The organism is Flavobacterium gelatinilyticum, assembly GCF_027111295.1.
In the GTDB taxonomy this organism is placed as follows: Bacteria; Bacteroidota; Bacteroidia; order Flavobacteriales; family Flavobacteriaceae; genus Flavobacterium; species Flavobacterium gelatinilyticum.
This window is the reverse complement of the sequence record NZ_CP114287.1, coordinates 512,103-528,954: the sequence shown is the minus strand read 5'-3', so window position 1 is coordinate 528,954 and position 16,852 is coordinate 512,103. Positions and strand designations below refer to the sequence as shown.

The following is a 16,852-nucleotide window of genomic DNA, read 5'->3' as shown; positions in this document are numbered from 1 at the left end:
TTTGTCGGATTTTTTTTGCTCTTTATTTTTTTTATTTGTAACATTGATATGTTAAACAAAATAAAATAAAACGTAGTATTTATTATATGTTTTATTTGTTTTATTGTTAAAATTTAGTGATAGGTGATGTTTTTTGAGGTTTAGTGAGAATTTAATCAAAAATTTTATTAACAATTGTTTATATATTTTTATTCTTGGTATTAAAAAATGTTACATGAAGAAAAAGGTATTACTTAGTCTCTGGTTCGGATTATTGATTGCGGCAATTGGTTTTCTTTTCTGGCATAATGAATTCAAATACAGTCTGCCAACCCCAATACCTAAAAACTATCATAAGGTAGCAATGGGATCTGCAATTCATTTATCACAATGTTGTGCTTTCGATTCGAAGCCTGTTTTTTTTCATTTCTTCAATCCGGATTGTCCCTGTTCAAGGTTCAATGTGCCTCATGTAACCGAGCTTATAAAAAAGTACGGTAATCAAGTCAATTTTAAAATTGTGGTTTTAAATACCAAAAAGACTTTTACTATATCAGAAATACAAGAAAAGTTTGGTGCTCAAATTCCGGTGTATTTTGATGAAGGCATCGCTAAAAAATGCGGTGTTATTTCGACGCCGCAGGCCGTTCTTCTGGATCCTTTACACAATTTATATTATCGCGGCAATTACAATAAAACCAGATATTGCACAGATGCTGCAACAAATTATGCCCAAATGGCGATCGAATCGCTTTTGGGGCAGGAAAAATCGCCCTCTTTTAATGCTTTAGCCCTTAGGGCTTACGGATGTTCTTTACCCAATTGCACTAAATAAATCTATCATTAACCTAAATTTAAAACCCCATGAAAACAAAAGCCAGTTTAAACGAGCAGGACTATCTGCACAGTTTTATGTCGACTATGACACAAAAATCGGATACGATTATCAATTATGTTTTAGTTGCTTACTTTCTCCTCGGAATTGGATTATCATTTAAGTACGACACCTTCGAAATTGGTGTAGGTGTTGGAACCCTGAACCTTTTGGCGTATTATTCGGCAAAATTTTTTCTCAAAAATTCTAAGTTTTATCAATATGTTTTATCGGTTGTGCTGGCTGTATTCATGGCACAGTACATTTATCAGATGCACGGTTTGTTCGAAATGCATTTTACGGTTTTTATAGCCAGTACGATTTTAATTATTTACCAGAACTGGAAACTGCAGATTCCGCTTACGCTTTTGGTTATTCTGCATCACGCGGGTCTGGCGTATCTTCAGAACTTTATTTATAATGATGCCAACGGACTTCAGGTTTATTTTTCTCAGGTAAATTTTGATCTGGAAACTCTGATTATTCATACTGTTCTGGCGGCCGTGGTATTTTTAATGAATGGCTATTGGGCGTATTATTTTAAGGAACACAGCCAAAATCATATTTCGAAAATTTCTGATGAATATGAATTGGAGAACATGAAACTGGCATCGGCAAAATACAGCTCTATGTCGGCTACAAAAGAATATAATGACTTTATTCATAAAACGACTTTAGATTTGAAACTTCCGGTAAATTCGGTTTTAAAATTAATTGATGTTACAAGAGGGCATACAGATAATGATAAACTGCTTACATATCTGGATATGATGCGTGAAAGTGCCAAGAAAATTGATGATCTGGTAAATGATATTCATATAAAATCAACTACAGGCAGAGTTTAATTACAGTATAAAAACCAACTTCCAAATAATAAAATATTTTATACGCAGTTAATTATCACATAATTTTTAACGAAATAGATATGGATACCAGATTTAACCGCCCAACGCCTTCTGACAGAGAGGTCGACTGGAATAAAAACAAAGTATTACTTAGTAAAACAGACAAAAACGGAACGATTCTGTATGCCAATGAAGATTTTATAGACGTTTCCGGATATGATGAATTTGAACTGATTGGACAGCCTCATAATATCGTAAGACATCCTGATATGCCCAAGGTAATTTTTAAATTCTTGTGGGACAGTATCAAATCAAGTGAAAATATTCATGTTATCATCAAAAATATGGCTAAAACAGGCCGTTATTACTGGGTGGTTACTGATTTTAAAATAGTAGCAGACGCTGACGGTGAAATCGTTGGTTTCTTCGGAACCCGAAAGTCGGTGCCTGAACCTGTAATAACCAAGTTTATTGAGCCTTTGTACAAAAAACTCTTGCAGATAGAGGAGGCGAGCGGCATAAATGCTTCCGAAGAATATTTGATTGGTTTTCTGGAAGAACGCAAGAAAACGTATATGGAATATGTTGATCATCTTATCGCTACGGGAAAGGATGATAAAAACAAAATAAGCAAAGGTTTATTCGGCGGAATATTCGAAAAGAAAAGCACGTCAAAGAAATAATCAAAAGTTAAATATGCTTCATTGTATCGAATATTCAACACAAAATTTGCCCCCAACAAATCAAAATCACCTGAATATTAAAACTTATAGTATAGCAATAAGCGAGATGCAATGGAGTGTATTTTTTTGAAGTTTCAGGTTTGAAGTTTCAGGTTTGAGGTTTCAGGTTTGAGGTTTCAGGTTTCAAGTTTGAAGTTTCAAGTTTGAAGTTTCAAGTTTCAGGTTTCAGGTTTGAAGTTTCAGGTTTCAAGTTTGCTTTGAACCTTTGTTACTATGTTACTTTGTACCTTAAGAAATATAATTCCAAATATTTTTCTTCTTCGTCAACTCGATGAAAACAGCTTTCAGGATCGCGTGTTCCGGTTTTTGGAGCGGTGGATCTTCTTTTAGTATTTTCATGGCGTAGTTTCTGGCGTACGACAAAATTTCCCTGTCTTTTACAATATCGGCTATCTGAAGATTTAAAACACCACTTTGCTGCGTTCCCATCATGTCTCCGGGACCGCGGAGTTTCAGGTCGACTTCGGCAATTTCGAAACCGTCGTTGGTCTGAACCATCGTTTCTATTCGTGTTTTACTGTCGGTACTTAATTTATGTCCCGTCATTAAAATACAATAACTCTGTTCCGCACCACGTCCTACACGGCCGCGTAACTGGTGTAACTGCGATAAACCAAAACGTTCGGCACTTTCGATAATCATAACACTCGCATTCGGTACATTTACACCTACTTCGATTACCGTAGTGGCAACCATAATATTCGTTTTTCCTTCAGAGAAACGTTTCATTTCGGCGTCTTTATCTGCAGGTTTCATTTTTCCGTGCAGAATCGAAATTGAATATTGCGGCAGCGGAAAATCTCTGGAAATACTTTCGTAACCATCCATTAAATCCTTATAATCCATTTTTTCCGATTCCTGAATAAGCGGATATACAATATAAATCTGTCTGCCTTTTGCAATTTCATCGCGAAGGAATTTCCAGACTTTTAAGCGGTTGGTATCGTAACGATGTGCGGTTTCAATAGGTTTTCTGCCCGGCGGTAATTCATCAATAACCGAAATATCCAGATCGCCGTACAAACTCATAGCAAGAGTTCTCGGGATTGGCGTTGCTGTCATTACCAAAACGTGTGGCGGAATATCATTTTTCTTCCACAATTTTGATCGCTGTTCTACACCAAAACGGTGCTGCTCATCAATAACGGCAAGACCTAAGTTTTTGAATTTTACTTTGTCTTCAAGCAAAGCATGGGTTCCAATCAGGATCTGCAGACTTCCGCTTTCAAGATCTTCATGGATTATTTTTCTTTCAGAAGTTTTGGTAGAACCCGTTAATATTTTGATGTTTATATTTAAAGTATTGGCAAATTCCGACAATCCTAAAAAGTGCTGATTTGCTAAAATTTCCGTTGGAGCCATCAAACATGCCTGAAAACCATTGTCAATTGCCAGAAGCATGCTCATAAAAGCCACAATAGTTTTTCCGGAACCTACATCACCCTGAAGTAAACGGTTCATCTGGGCGTTGCTTCCCATGTCGGTACGGATTTCTTTTACCACTCTTTTCTGTGCATTAGTAAGGTCAAAAGGAAGATGGTTTTTGTAGAAATCGTTAAATAATTCACCCACTTTTGTAAACGGATGCCCTTTTATTTTATGTTTCCGGATTAAATTTTTGGTGATTAATTGCAGCTGAATAAAGAATAATTCTTCAAATTTTAATCGGAATTGGGCTTTCGCCAAAGCTTCGGCACTCTTTGGGAAATGGATATTAAATAAAGCTGCTCTTTTGGAAATCAGCTTTAATTCTTCGATTAAATAAGCCGGAAAAGTTTCGGTAAACAAAGCCCCTGTTTCAATAAACAATTGTTCCATGAGTTTATTGATGGTTCGGTTTGAAATACCGCGGTTAGTCAGTGTTTCTGTTGACGGATAAACCGGCTGCATCGCAGAACGAAGACTTTTTTCGTGTTCGCTCAGCAATTCAATTTCGGGATGCGCCATACTGAACTGGCTTCCGTACAACGAACATTTTCCAAAAATCACGCATTGTTCGTTAAGCTTTAAACTTTCACGAATCCATTTATGTCCCTGAAACCAGTTTAAATCAATCTGTCCCGTTTCATCTACAAAAGAGGCAACTAAACGTTTTTTGTTTTTGGCAAACTCAACCGTTTTGATGTTGATGATTTTTCCAATAATCTGAACCTCACTTCCGGTATTCTGCAATTCATTAATCTTATAATATCGTGTGCGGTCAATGTATCGGTTTGGATAAAAATTAACCAGATCGCCATATTTATGAATCCCAAGTTCCTTACGTAAAAGCTGCCCCCGGCTGGGACCAACACCTTTTAGGTATTCAATAGGAGTTTCAAGGAGATTGTTAGACATGCGGGGATTTTAGATTTTAGATTTTAGATTTTAGATTTTAGATTGTTGATTTTAGATTGTTGATTTTAGATTGTTGATTTTAGATTGTTGATTTTAGATTGTTGATTTTAGATTGTTGATTTTAGATTTGGAATTTTGTATTAGAATTCCTTTTCTAAAGGGCGAAGATAACTCTTAATTAGGAAATTTAAAAGTCCGAAATACCGCATCATTTTTTAAGTAAAGTCCTTATATTATATTTTAATAAATAGAGATAATGACTTAGATTTGTTAAAAATATAAGCCCAAAAATAATGAAAGAAGAACAAGTTCCTTTTGAATCGCTGATTTTTGCCGGTATTACTTTTAAAGTCATTAACCGGCATGAAGCTCATACTATTATTGGAGATTTAACTGATTTTAGCGGTAATAAAATCTACAATGTTTTTGAAGATACCTGGCGTTTTCCTGATTACGAAGAAAATCCAGTTTTCCTATTGGCAGAAGAAGATGCAGAAATGGATTCGTTCGAAATGGGCTTTAATACAGAGGAACATCAGGACATTTTTATCTTAGGTTTTATATTTAAAAAAAATCTTAAAGTTGAAAAATACATCAGTTCTTTTGATACTGATAATTCACCGGCTTTGATTGTTCTGGGAGAAACTACAACGGTTAATATTAACTTGTTTGGAAGTGTTCATTACTTAGGAGGTGGTTTACGATGTGATGTACTGGCCGGAGAATACAATCATGGGGAGCTTTTTGTAAAAGGCGATGTAAGAGCGTGGCTCATTTATACCGATGATATGCTTATGCATTTTGAGCGTTTTACTGATGTTCAGGCGATTATCAGTAGTAACAGACCGGATATTCTAATTTGCAGTAATGTTACCGATGTTGACGGATCGGTTATTTCGGTTGAAAACTATTTCCCATCAACTCATAAATTATCTGATATTGTGAACGATGCTTTTATTGAATCATCATTTAACACAGAAATTTTAGGGAATAATTACCTTGAGGTTTTCAAAGACGGTCTTTCGATTCTGGATTACGATAAAAAGGAAAGGTATATGTATACCAATTTCCGTGAGCAGTTTGTCAATATGGTTGATACTTTGTCTGAAACGCAGGAATTGAAAGAGAACGGAAAAATAGTCAGACATATTTCCGGTACGACCTATTCGTTTATTCCTTTCGATTACGAAGGGAAAAAGTACAGCCAGATTTCAGAAGAAATTTCAAACGGATTTAATATCAGAATGCGCGCTTTATGGTGTCATGACGATCAGGAAATCATGCTTATTCTGGAATATCTTTACGATGACGGAAATCCAAAATACCAATGGATGAACGATGAAACAGCACCTGGAATCGAACTTTTCTGCGTAAAACATACGGCTTTAAAAACGTTTGAAATCCTGACTAACGAAGCTCCGGACGAGGAAGAGGATACAGAGGACGATGAATATGATAACAGTTTTACATTAGACGAGTTTGCGGCTCAGTTTGGTGATTATGAATTGCCTGATGATTTGGTGAAATTATACAGATTTGAGAAAAAATACGGATCAGAAACCTATTCAGAATGTTTTGGACTTCGAATAATAGACGATAAAACCGGAATAAAAACCTGGTCTGAAGAAGAAGAATTCTACAACAGTTTTATTGAATTTGCCGGTGCAAACGGCTCAGGAAGTTCGTATGCGTATTGGCTTATCGATGATGATTTAAACAATTGTCCGATAGTAGTTTTTGGTGATGAAGGCGGCATTCACGTCGTGGCTGAAAATATCCGAAGACTGATTCATCTTCTTACTTTTGATACCGAAATTTCAGTCGATTTTGATTATGCGTATTTTTATAAAGATGAAGAATATTATGAAGAAAATGAGAACAAAGAAATCTTTCTGGAATGGGTGAAAGAAGAATTTAATCTCAATGCGATAGAATCAAGTGAAGAAACAGACGAAATTGTAGATCAGGCCAAAAAGAAATACAAAAAGAAACTAAATGACTTTTTAGTAAAATTTGGTATCGAAACAGGCGAAGAGGATGATGATGAATAATTCTTTTTTGTCACGAAGAAAACGATCATCCTAAGTGTTAAAATTAATTGCAATCAACGAGTTTTAAATAATAAAAAAGAATTACAATTTTTATCTTTGAATAAAATTAAAGAAATGACAACACATTTAGCGCTTTTGCGGGGAATCAATGTTTCCGGACATAATATGATGAAAATGGAAGCTTTGAAAGCAATGCTGGAAAATCTGGGTTTTCAGAATGTAAGAACGTATCTGCAATCCGGGAATGTTTTTGTAAACAGTGATGAAGAAGCTTCTAAAGTGGGTTTTATGATCAAACAGGAAATCTTTAAGGTTTTTGGACACGAAGTTCCGGTTGTAATGATAACCAAAGAAGATTTGGAATCGTGTTTCGCCAACAATCCGTTTTTGAAAGAAAAAGATATGGATTCTAAAAAACTCTATGTTGCTTTTGTTTCAATGACGTTGAAAAAAGAAAATATAAACGATTTAAAAATCAGTCAGTTTAAACCTGATGAAGCCAGTATTGATGAAAACCGGATTTTTATTAAATACGCCGTAGGAGCCGGAAAAACCAGATTCGATCAAAAATATATTGAGAAAAAATTAAACGTAACAGCAACAATCCGCAACTGGAATACGGTTACAAACCTTTTAAAAATGTACACAGAATAATGAAAAAAATAATTGTATTGGTAACTGTTTTTCTTTTAAGCAGTCCGTTAATGGCACAAAATAAAACTGCAGCGGCAGATGAAAATTTTACTGCGTTCTTAAAGAAATTTACTGCTGATAAAAATTTTCAGTTAAGCAGGGTAAATTTTCCCATGACAGTAAAAATGAACAATGATGATCTTGAACTGGCTGATTATGTTATTACTAAAAGTAATTATAATATGATCAAACTCAACGATAAAGGAAGCGATTATAAACAAAAAGACGATCATAAAAGCAAAACTATTGTTATTAACCGCAGAGGAACAGATAATGGTATTTATGTAGATTACGTTTTTCATAAAATAAAAGGACAGTGGTATTTAAAAACCTGGGTTGATATGTCAACTTAAATACCCGAAATTAGTCCCGAACCCATTTTAGCATGGCAGGAAAAGGTGCTTTTTGTTCTTTTTCTGCCTTTTCTTTTCCAAGACACAATCCCATCCATTCCAGAAGATGAATTCCGATATATCTGCCTTCTGTGAAATTGGTGATAAACCAACCTGAATGACCTTTATAACCATCAGGATGAAATACAAATTCCGGAGGCAGCTGTAAATGATGTGAAGCACTGAATGACCACAAAATAGCACCAATTTCTTCTCCTTGCGTAGGCCATTCAGGTGAAATTTCGTCGGTTCCAACTAATTTTCTTTCTGCGGCAGTGGTTACGGCCAGATGACCGGCTTCGTGCAGAATATCGCCGGGATATAACAATTTGGTGTAATCGATATAAATGCAGTTCGGGCCCAGAGCCAGTCCCGGTAAAAAAGTGTTATCCAGTTCTTTTTCAATTACATCAATATTGATTTCTTTTAGAAATTGAAGTACTTTTTTGAATTCAGCGGTTTCTTTCAGTATCATATTAGTTTGTTTGTATAGGGATTTTTTTCATGTAAATAGTATCCGTATTATGTAATGCCCCCTTTCTGATTCCGCCGCCATGCATATTTATAAATTGTATGTTCTGCGGCTGGTAGCCTTCTTTTTCAATTTTTTCATTAACAGATAAAGGCGGCGCTTCGAAACCAAAAAATGTAAGCTGGCGGTAACGCTTTTCATCCAGTGAAAAATAACCGTTGTTCCGACTTACTGTTTCGCCGACTTTACAATTTTCAATAGGCTGTTTTGAGTCGGCGTCGTATATATAACCCACAATCTGAGGTCTTTCGCATCTGCTTGCAAGACAGCTTTGTAAAGTAAAGCAAATAAAAACAATAATTACTAATGAAAGAAGATTTTTACAATACATTTTTTATTCTTTTTTAATTAAATCACAAAACCAAAATCCGTAATCAGAAGTTCCAGAGGAATCTGAAGAATCCTGATTTTTAGGTTTTTCATATTTTCGATAAACGATTTCTCCAATTTCGAAATCAATGGGTTTAGAAAAAACAGGTCCGTCAAAAGCAAACGTATGAAATTCGCCGTTTTCACCGCATACATCAACATTTTTCGGCAGATCATTTATAAAATCCTGATCGATAATCCGGCCCACAAAACTTTTGTCCAGAAATTGTTCGTTTACACAAACGACAATAGTTTTAAATCCCAGCGAAATAAATTCCTGAATTAAATCGTGCGTTGGGATTTTCCAAAGCGGAAAAACGCCTTCAAAACCTATTTTAGCCAGTTGTTCTTCGCGATATTTTCGTAAATCTTCCAGAAAAATATCACCAAAAACAGAATGTGTAATTCCCTGATTTTTTAGTTCAGTTAAGGTCTCGGTCATTACTTTTTCGTAGTCTTCCATTGTGGGCATTTCCGGAATCTCCATGATTTTTAACGGAATACCAATGCTTTCAGCCTGTGCCTTTAATAATTCTGTCCGAACACCATGCATCGAAATCCGCTGATGCTGCTGATTAACGCTGGTAAGCAGACATTCAATTTTAAAATCTGGATTCTGTAGGATTTTGTATAAAGACAGAGCAGAATCTTTTCCGCTGCTCCAGTTAAATAAGGCTTTTTGTGGTATTGGCACGATTTAGGATTTTTATATTGTAAACTTACAAATTTCATTCGATTTGTTACTGAAAGGTTTGTAACTTTGGGAATTTGCCATTAATTTATTCTCAATGAAATATATTTTCCTTTTTATATCCAGCTTCATTTTTGCTCAGCAGACCAAATATGTCGATTTTATATCGGTTACCGGGCAATTGACTATAAACGATTCAAAAAGAACAATTTCAGGACAGGTAGATTACGATTTTGATGTTTTGCAGCCAATTGATACCATTAAAATTGATGCAAAAAACATGGAATTTACTAATGTTCAGATTGATGGACAGGATGTACGATTTGTAAATACCAGCAAAGAATTACAAATCGTAAACAACTTTCAAACAGGAAATAAGCATTTGACATTCAGTTATACCGTAAAACCAAAACAGGCATTGTATTTTGTTGATATCGAAAACGATGACTTGCAAATCTGGACGCAGGGGCAGGGAAGATACACCAGCAATTGGTTTCCGAGTTTTGACGATGTAAACGAAAAGGTAATTTTTAATTTAGGAATAACGTACAAAAAAGACTATAAGGTAATTTCAAACGGAATCCTAAAAAGCAAAACCGAAAATAATGATCAAATTCATTGGCAGTATGAAATGGAGAATCCAATGAGTTCTTATTTACTGGTACTTTCAGTTGGTAAATACGATCGAAAAGATTTTCTTTCTAAATCTAAAATTCCTTTAGAATATTATATCGAAAACAAGGATGCGTCACGATTTGATAATACTTATCGTTACTCGAAACGCATTTTTGATTTTCTCGAAAAAGAAATTGGTGTAAAATATCCGTGGAAGGTTTTTAGAAATATTCCCGTTCGCGATTTTTTATATGCCGGAATGGAAAATACCACAACCACGCTTTTTGCAACACGCTATGTTGTGGATGATATTGGTTTTATAGACCGCAATTATACCAATGTAGATGCTCACGAACTGGCGCATCACTGGTTTGGTGATTTAATTACAGCCGAAAGCAGTACACACCATTGGCTGCAGGAAGGTTTTGCAACTTATTATGCTTTACTTGCCGAAAGAGAAATTTTTGGAGACGATTATTTCTATGCCAAATTATACGATACGGCACAACAGATAAAATTTGCCTCAAGAACCGATTCGATTCCGGTTTTGAATGCAAAGGCCAGCTCGCTGACTTTTTATGAAAAAGGAGCGTGGACTCTTTTTGTTCTGCACGAATCAATTGGAGATAAAGCATTTAAAAAAGCCGTAAAAAGTTATCTCAAAAAGTATGCTTACAAAAATGTAAACACACAAAATTTCTTCGATGAAGTTAGAAAGGTATCTAAATTTGATCTGGCTCCGTTTCAGAAAACCTGGCTCGAATCGACTGCTTTTGATACACCAGCGGCAAATGCTTTGTTAAGTAAGAATAAAGCAATTCAGGTTCGTTTAGAAATCGATAAATTGAAGAAAACACCATTAGTCGAAAAAATGGATTTTTTAAATAAAACATTAGATTCAGATGTTCATTACTCGGTAAAAGAAGCAATCATTTCACAATTGCAAAGCGAAAAATATGAAAGTAAAAAAGAACTGCTGCTAAAAGCAATGCACCAGAATACTATTCAGGTTCGCCAGACTCTCGCTGCAACTTTGTCTAAAATTCCAGAAGATTTTAGAGCAGAATACGAAACTTTACTGGATGATAAATCGTATCAGACACAGGAAATTGCTTTGTTTTATTTATGGAAAAACTTTCCGGATCACAGAAAAGAATATTTGGATAAATCGAAAGAATGGATAGGTTTTAACGATTACAATCTGCGTACTTTATGGCTTTCTCTGGCTTTATCAACACCGGATTACAGCAGCAGCCCCGAAGAACTTATAAATGAACTAATTTCTTTTTCAACAACAAAATACGAAGCAACCACGCGGCAGAATGCGTTAGAGAAACTCATTGCCTTTAAGATTATCAACGATCAGGTTCTGAGTAATTTAGTAAATACAACGACACATCATATGTGGCAGTTTTCGAAGTTTGGAAGAGAATCGATACGCACTTTGTTGAAAAATCCTGAAATGCGTGCGTCATTTAATGAAATTTTGCCTAATTTGAACCCCGATGAACAGTTTCAGCTAGACCGTTTATTAAAGGAGTAATTTATTGGATTTCAGATTTTAGATTATGAATTAGTCTATTTTCTTTACTCTTCACAAAAAAACTCTTTATAACCAAAAACCAAACTTACAATACACCTATGAGAGCATTAGTTATTTCTGGCGGCGGCAGTAAAGGCGCATTTGCCGGAGGCGTTGCCCAGTATTTAATCGAAGAAAAAAAATATGAGTACGATTTGTATCTGGGAACTTCAACAGGAAGTCTTCTTATTCCGCATCTGGCTCTTGGGCATATTAAACAAATTCATTCGATTTATACTAATGTTACTATGGCGAGTATTTTTAATATTTGTCCGTTTGTGGTTAAAAATAAAGACGGGGTAGATATTGTGACTATCAATCACTTTAATGTACTGCGCCAGTTTTTTAAAGGAAGAAGAACTTTTGGAGAAAGCAAAGGATTAAAGAAATACATTCAGAATAATTTTTCTCTGAGTGATTTTAATAAACTGAAAAAACTCAAGACAGATGTAGTGGTAACCGTTACCAATTTCACAAAAAACGATTCCGAATATAAATCGGTTAAAGAATGTACGTACGAAGAATTTTGCGAGTGGTCGTGGATTTCGAGTAATTATGTTCCGTTTATGAGTCTGGCAGAAAAGAATAATTGCGAATACGGCGATGGGGGATTTTCAAGCCTGGTTCCGATACGTGAAGCGATTAACCGCGGTGCCACAGAAATTGATGTAATTGTACTGGAAACAGAAGTGAATACGACTAAAACGGTTATAGGTAAAAACCCGTTTTCGTTAATGATCGATTTGTTCCGAATTGCTCTTGATCAGGTAGAAAAACACGACATTGCTATAGGAAAACTTATGGCAAACAATAAAAATGTAAAACTTAATTTATATTACACTCCAATTAAATTAACAGATAACGCCTTGATTTTTAATAAAGATGTAATGAAAGACTGGTGGGAACAAGGTTACGAATATGCTCAGAATAAGTCTGAGGTTATGAGCGACAATCGTAAATTGTAAATTGTAGATTTGGCAGATTTGTATTTTTAGATTTTAGATTGAGACTAGAAAATATTCTAAAATCTGCAATCTAAAATCCAAAGTATAATTAGTACCACAAATCAGAAACTTCAGTTTTAATAAAACTTAAAGCGGCATTGCTTGGTGATTGTTTTTCTAATAAATCGTTTAAGATAACCTCACGCAATTTATCGGCATTGTCTACTTTTTCGCTCATGGCAGTTTTACGAATTACCTGAATAGTAGCATTTTTAGCCGTAGTAATTATGGTCCAGCATTCTTCGGACATATAAATCTGCTGTGTTAAATTGTGCTCAAATTCCTGTTCTATCTGGTCGATTACAAAATTCTCGTAATCGTGTTTATTTTGTGAGATTGGAGAAATTCGGATTAATAATTTGGTCAGATTGATACGTTCCAAAAATAAAGTCATACGCTCGTATGCTTGCAGACGCAGCGGCAGTGATTCTTTATGAGCCTGTTTGTTCAATAAAAAAGCACGTTTTTTGTCGTTGTTTTTTATATGAAGTTCAAAAAAACGGTAAGCTACAAATCCCGTAACAATGGCAGGCAAAGTATAACTTGCTAATTCTATAATTCGTGTAAAATCCATGTAAATAATTTTTAGGCAAAAATATACTTTTTGATGAGAAATCCACTTTAAATTTTTAGCAATAAAACGAAAAGGAAGGTTTACTTTTGCAACTTATTTTTGCTATTACCAAAACACCTCTTTCATGGATTCATCTGTTATATTTTTTCTTTGTTTAGCTGCTTTTGCGGCAGGATTTATTGATGCCATTGTTGGCGGCGGCGGATTAATCCAGACGCCTATGGGATTAATTTTACTGCCTAATCTTCCGGTTTCAACTGTGGTGGGAACGTTAAAAATCCCTGCATTCAGCGGAACAGCTTTTGCCGCTTTTCAATACCTGAAGAAAGTAGTCATTCAATGGAAATTACTCATTATAATGATGTGTCTGGCAGTACCTTCGGCGTTTTTAGGATCGACAATTTTGACTTTAGTGAGTAATGATTTTATGAAACCGCTTTTATTGGTTGTTTTGTCATTATTGTTTGTTTATACATACGCCAAAAAGAATTTTGGCCAGCATGTCGCAAAAGACCATTCAGAGGTGACTCAAATAATGTATGCCGTTGTTATTAGCATTATTGTTGGTTTTTATGACGGATTTATCGGTCCCGGAACCGGAAGTTTTTTCGTCGTTGCTTTTATAGCACTTTTGGGGTTTGATTTTCTTCACGCTTCCGCGAATGCCAAAATGGTCAATCTGGCAACTAACTTTGGTTCAATCTGTTTGTTTATGATTAAAGGAAAAATCATCTGGACAATTGCGATTCCAATGGCGATAAGCAACGGACTCGGCGGATGGCTGGGCGCAAAACTGGCAATTAATAAAGGAAACAGCTTTATCAGGATTTTCTTTTTGATAGTGGTAGTGGGTACTTTGATTCGATTTGCTTATGATGTGTTTTCTAAATAAGGGACTAAGGTTCTGAGATGCTAAGGATCTAAGTTTTTTTTCGAATTAAATAGAAGTTAGGAAGAATCTCAACATCTTTAAAAAAAACTGTTTGTTTTAGCCCCGATTGAGGCGGTATCCTCGCAGGGGAGCGGAGAGATATAGCCGAAAGCGGGAAACCATGCTCAAAAAAATGCCTTTTGTTTGGCTTCAAGAAAAACTTAGAGCCTTAGCATCTCAGCATCTTAGAACCTTTCGAAAGCATCTTAGGAACTTTCTTTTTAAATTCTTATTTTTGCATAAAAGGAGAAAACTACATGCAGAATTATATTGACCAGCTCAACGAAGCGCAGAGAGCGCCTGTTTTAAAGAAAGACGGGCCAATGATTATTATTGCTGGTGCAGGTTCGGGAAAAACCCGTGTTTTAACGATTAGAATTGCTTATCTAATGCATCAGGGAATTGATGCTTTCAATATTTTGTCGCTGACTTTTACCAATAAGGCAGCACGTGAAATGAAACATAGAATTTCAGATATTGTAGGAGCATCTGAGGCTAAGAACCTTTGGATGGGAACCTTTCACTCAATCTTTGCCCGTATTCTGCGTGCTGAATCGGAACTTTTAGGATATCCGTCCAATTTTACCATTTACGATTCTCAGGATTCTGCGCGTCTTATTTCTTCTATTATAAAAGAGATGCAGCTGGATCGCGATATTTATAAACCAAAACAGGTTTTAGGCCGTATTTCGAGCTACAAGAATAGTTTGATTACAGTAAAAGCATATTTCAACAATCCTGAATTGATGGAAGCAGATGCGATGTCTAAAAAACCTCGATTGGGAGAAATTTATCAGCAGTATGTTGAAAGATGTTTCAAGGCAGGAGCAATGGATTTTGATGATTTGTTGTTGAAAACCAACGAATTATTAACTCGTTTTCCTGAAGTTTTAGCAAAATACCAGAACCGTTTTAGATATATTCTGGTTGATGAGTACCAGGATACGAACCATTCTCAATATTTGATTGTTAGGGCTTTATCTGATAAATTTCAGAATATTTGTGTGGTTGGAGATGATGCGCAGAGTATTTATGCGTTCCGTGGAGCGAACATTAATAATATTTTGAATTTCCAGAAGGATTACGAAGGTGTGGTGATGTTCCGTTTGGAGCAGAATTACCGTTCAACCCGTAATATTGTAGAAGCCGCCAATACGGTTATGGAGCATAATAAAACCAAACTGGATAAAGTGGTTTGGACGGCAAATGAATTTGGACCAAGAATTAAAGTACATAGAAGTTTAACTGATGCCGAAGAAGGACGTTTTGTAGCGAGTACAATTTTTGAGCAAAAGATGCAGAATCAGCTTCATAACGGATCTTTTGCAATTTTATATCGTACCAATGCCCAGTCGCGTGCAATGGAAGACGCCTTAAGAAAACGTGATATTCCGTATCGAATCTACGGAGGTTTATCTTTCTATCAGCGTAAGGAAATTAAAGACGTTTTATGTTATTTACGTCTGGTTCTGAACCCAAAAGACGAAGAGGCCTTAATTCGCGTAATAAATTATCCGGCTCGTGGAATTGGTGACACAACGGTTGAAAAGCTGACTATTGCAGCCAATCATTACAAGCGTTCGATTTGGGAAGTGATGGTGAATATCGATAAAATCGATTTGAAACTAAATGCCGGAACCAAAAACAAGCTAAAAGATTTTGTTACCATGATTCAGAGCTTTCAGGTAATCGATCAGAATCAGGACGCTTTTTATATCACAGATCATGTTGCTAAAAAAACAGGTCTGGTTCAGGAATTGAAGAAAGATGCTACCCCGGAAGGAATGGCAAAAATTCAGAATATCGAAGAGCTTTTAAATGGTATAAAAGATTTTACCGAAGGACAAAGAGAAATTGACGGAGCAAGAGGTGTACTTTCTGAGTTTATGGAAGATGTTGCTCTGGCGACTGATCTTGATAAAGATACTAATGATGAAGATCGTGTGGCGCTGATGACGATTCACCTGGCAAAAGGACTTGAGTTTCCTCATGTTTTTGTGGTAGGTATGGAAGAAGATTTGTTTCCGAGTGCTATGAGTATGAGTACCAGAAGCGAACTGGAAGAAGAACGCCGTTTATTTTACGTGGCATTAACACGTGCAGAGCATCAGGCTTATTTAACTTATGCGCAGTCCCGTTATCGCTGGGGTAAACTGACTGACAGTGAACCGTCTCGTTTTATAGAAGAAATTGACGGGCAGTATTTGGAACATTTAACTCCGGCTGAAACGAGTTATCGTTATAAATCACCAATTGACGGTGATATCTTTGGTGATGTAGACAAATCAAAACTGCGTTTATCTAAACCTGTAGGAGGAACACCGCCAAAACATATTACAGATAATAATCCGAAACCGGATTTGAATATCAGAAAATTAAAACCAGTTTCTGGAAATGCTCCGGCAAGTTCAGGTGCTAATTTATTCGACAGCACTCTGAACATTGGAAATGTGGTCATGCATGAACGTTTTGGAAAAGGAGAAGTGATTAATTTAGAAGGAGCAGGAGCTGATAAAAAAGCTGAAATAAAATTTGAAGTAGGCGGCATTAAGAAGCTTTTACTGCGATTTGCTAAATTAGATGTTATAGGATAAAAATTCGTTTCAAGTTTCGTATTTCAAGTTTTACGTTCTGTTTTAA

The 16,852-nt window shown here is 35.7% G+C and carries 15 protein-coding genes; 10 read left to right on the top strand and 5 right to left on the bottom strand.

Annotated elements, in window-relative coordinates; all coding sequences use genetic code 11:
- Window positions 1-214: 214 nt before the first annotated feature.
- The 3 genes from OZP11_RS02305 to OZP11_RS02295 all read left to right on the top strand — a co-directional run bounded on the left by OZP11_RS02305 (window position 215) and on the right by OZP11_RS02295 (window position 2,381).
- Window positions 215-814: a TlpA family protein disulfide reductase gene (locus OZP11_RS02305; RefSeq protein ID WP_281233629.1), complete on the top strand. Its 600-nt coding sequence runs from the start codon at window positions 215-217 to the stop codon at window positions 812-814.
- Window positions 815-843: 29 nt separating this feature from the next.
- Entirely contained in the window at window positions 844-1,698 is an 855-nt protein-coding gene (locus OZP11_RS02300; protein WP_281233628.1) for a hypothetical protein, read from the top strand.
- 80 nt (window positions 1,699-1,778) lie between these two features.
- Entirely contained in the window at window positions 1,779-2,381 is a 603-nt protein-coding gene (locus OZP11_RS02295; protein WP_281233627.1) for a PAS domain-containing protein, read from the top strand.
- Window positions 2,382-2,669: 288 nt separating this feature from the next.
- On the opposite strand, the gene recG is transcribed toward OZP11_RS02295, so the two are convergent.
- Complete coding sequence (gene recG, locus OZP11_RS02290; RefSeq protein WP_281233626.1) at window positions 2,670-4,778, bottom strand: ATP-dependent DNA helicase RecG; 2,109 nt, start codon at window positions 4,776-4,778, stop codon at window positions 2,670-2,672.
- Between the two features lie 293 nt (window positions 4,779-5,071).
- Here recG and OZP11_RS02285 point away from each other — a divergent pair, with 293 nt between their 5' ends.
- From OZP11_RS02285 to OZP11_RS02275, 3 genes are all read left to right on the top strand, one after another.
- Window positions 5,072-6,829: a hypothetical protein gene (locus OZP11_RS02285; RefSeq protein WP_281233625.1), complete on the top strand. Its 1,758-nt coding sequence runs from the start codon at window positions 5,072-5,074 to the stop codon at window positions 6,827-6,829.
- 114 nt (window positions 6,830-6,943) lie between these two features.
- On the top strand, window positions 6,944-7,483 hold the full coding sequence (locus tag OZP11_RS02280; RefSeq protein ID WP_281233624.1) for a DUF1697 domain-containing protein: 540 nt from the start codon (window positions 6,944-6,946) through the stop codon (window positions 7,481-7,483).
- Entirely contained in the window at window positions 7,483-7,875 is a 393-nt protein-coding gene (locus OZP11_RS02275; RefSeq protein ID WP_281233623.1) for a DUF4348 domain-containing protein, read from the top strand. The genes OZP11_RS02280 and OZP11_RS02275 overlap by 1 nt, the downstream gene beginning before the upstream one ends.
- A 10-nt stretch (window positions 7,876-7,885) precedes the next feature.
- On the opposite strand, the gene OZP11_RS02270 is transcribed toward OZP11_RS02275, so the two are convergent.
- Genes OZP11_RS02270 through OZP11_RS02260 form a run of 3 tightly spaced genes read right to left on the bottom strand, consistent with a single transcriptional unit; the run spans window position 7,886 to window position 9,503 of the window.
- Window positions 7,886-8,389 carry a hypothetical protein gene (locus OZP11_RS02270; protein ID WP_281233622.1) on the bottom strand — a complete coding sequence of 168 codons (504 nt, stop codon included), beginning with the start codon at window positions 8,387-8,389 and terminating at the stop codon, window positions 7,886-7,888.
- A gap of 1 nt (window position 8,390) precedes the next feature.
- Window positions 8,391-8,777 carry a hypothetical protein gene (locus OZP11_RS02265; RefSeq protein WP_281233621.1) on the bottom strand — a complete coding sequence of 129 codons (387 nt, stop codon included), beginning with the start codon at window positions 8,775-8,777 and terminating at the stop codon, window positions 8,391-8,393.
- 3 nt (window positions 8,778-8,780) lie between these two features.
- Window positions 8,781-9,503, bottom strand: a complete 723-nt coding sequence (locus OZP11_RS02260; RefSeq protein ID WP_281235496.1) for a Dph6-related ATP pyrophosphatase — start codon at window positions 9,501-9,503, stop codon at window positions 8,781-8,783.
- Between the two features lie 100 nt (window positions 9,504-9,603).
- On the opposite strand from OZP11_RS02260, the gene OZP11_RS02255 reads away from it, so the two are divergent.
- Window positions 9,604-11,664, top strand: coding sequence for a M1 family aminopeptidase (locus OZP11_RS02255; RefSeq protein ID WP_281233620.1), 2,061 nt, complete (start codon window positions 9,604-9,606; stop codon window positions 11,662-11,664).
- 98 nt (window positions 11,665-11,762) lie between these two features.
- Window positions 11,763-12,668, top strand: coding sequence for a patatin-like phospholipase family protein (locus tag OZP11_RS02250; RefSeq protein WP_281233619.1), 906 nt, complete (start codon window positions 11,763-11,765; stop codon window positions 12,666-12,668).
- An 88-nt stretch (window positions 12,669-12,756) separates the two neighbouring features.
- Here OZP11_RS02250 and OZP11_RS02245 read toward each other — a convergent pair whose 3' ends face one another.
- Complete coding sequence (locus OZP11_RS02245) at window positions 12,757-13,281, bottom strand: DUF7935 family protein (RefSeq protein WP_281233618.1); 525 nt, start codon at window positions 13,279-13,281, stop codon at window positions 12,757-12,759.
- Between the two features lie 124 nt (window positions 13,282-13,405).
- Between OZP11_RS02245 and OZP11_RS02240 the strand changes: the two genes are divergently transcribed.
- Complete coding sequence (locus tag OZP11_RS02240; RefSeq protein ID WP_281233617.1) at window positions 13,406-14,173, top strand: sulfite exporter TauE/SafE family protein; 768 nt, start codon at window positions 13,406-13,408, stop codon at window positions 14,171-14,173.
- 296 nt (window positions 14,174-14,469) lie between these two features.
- On the top strand, window positions 14,470-16,806 hold the full coding sequence (locus tag OZP11_RS02235; protein WP_281233616.1) for an ATP-dependent helicase: 2,337 nt from the start codon (window positions 14,470-14,472) through the stop codon (window positions 16,804-16,806).
- Window positions 16,807-16,852 lie beyond the last annotated feature (46 nt).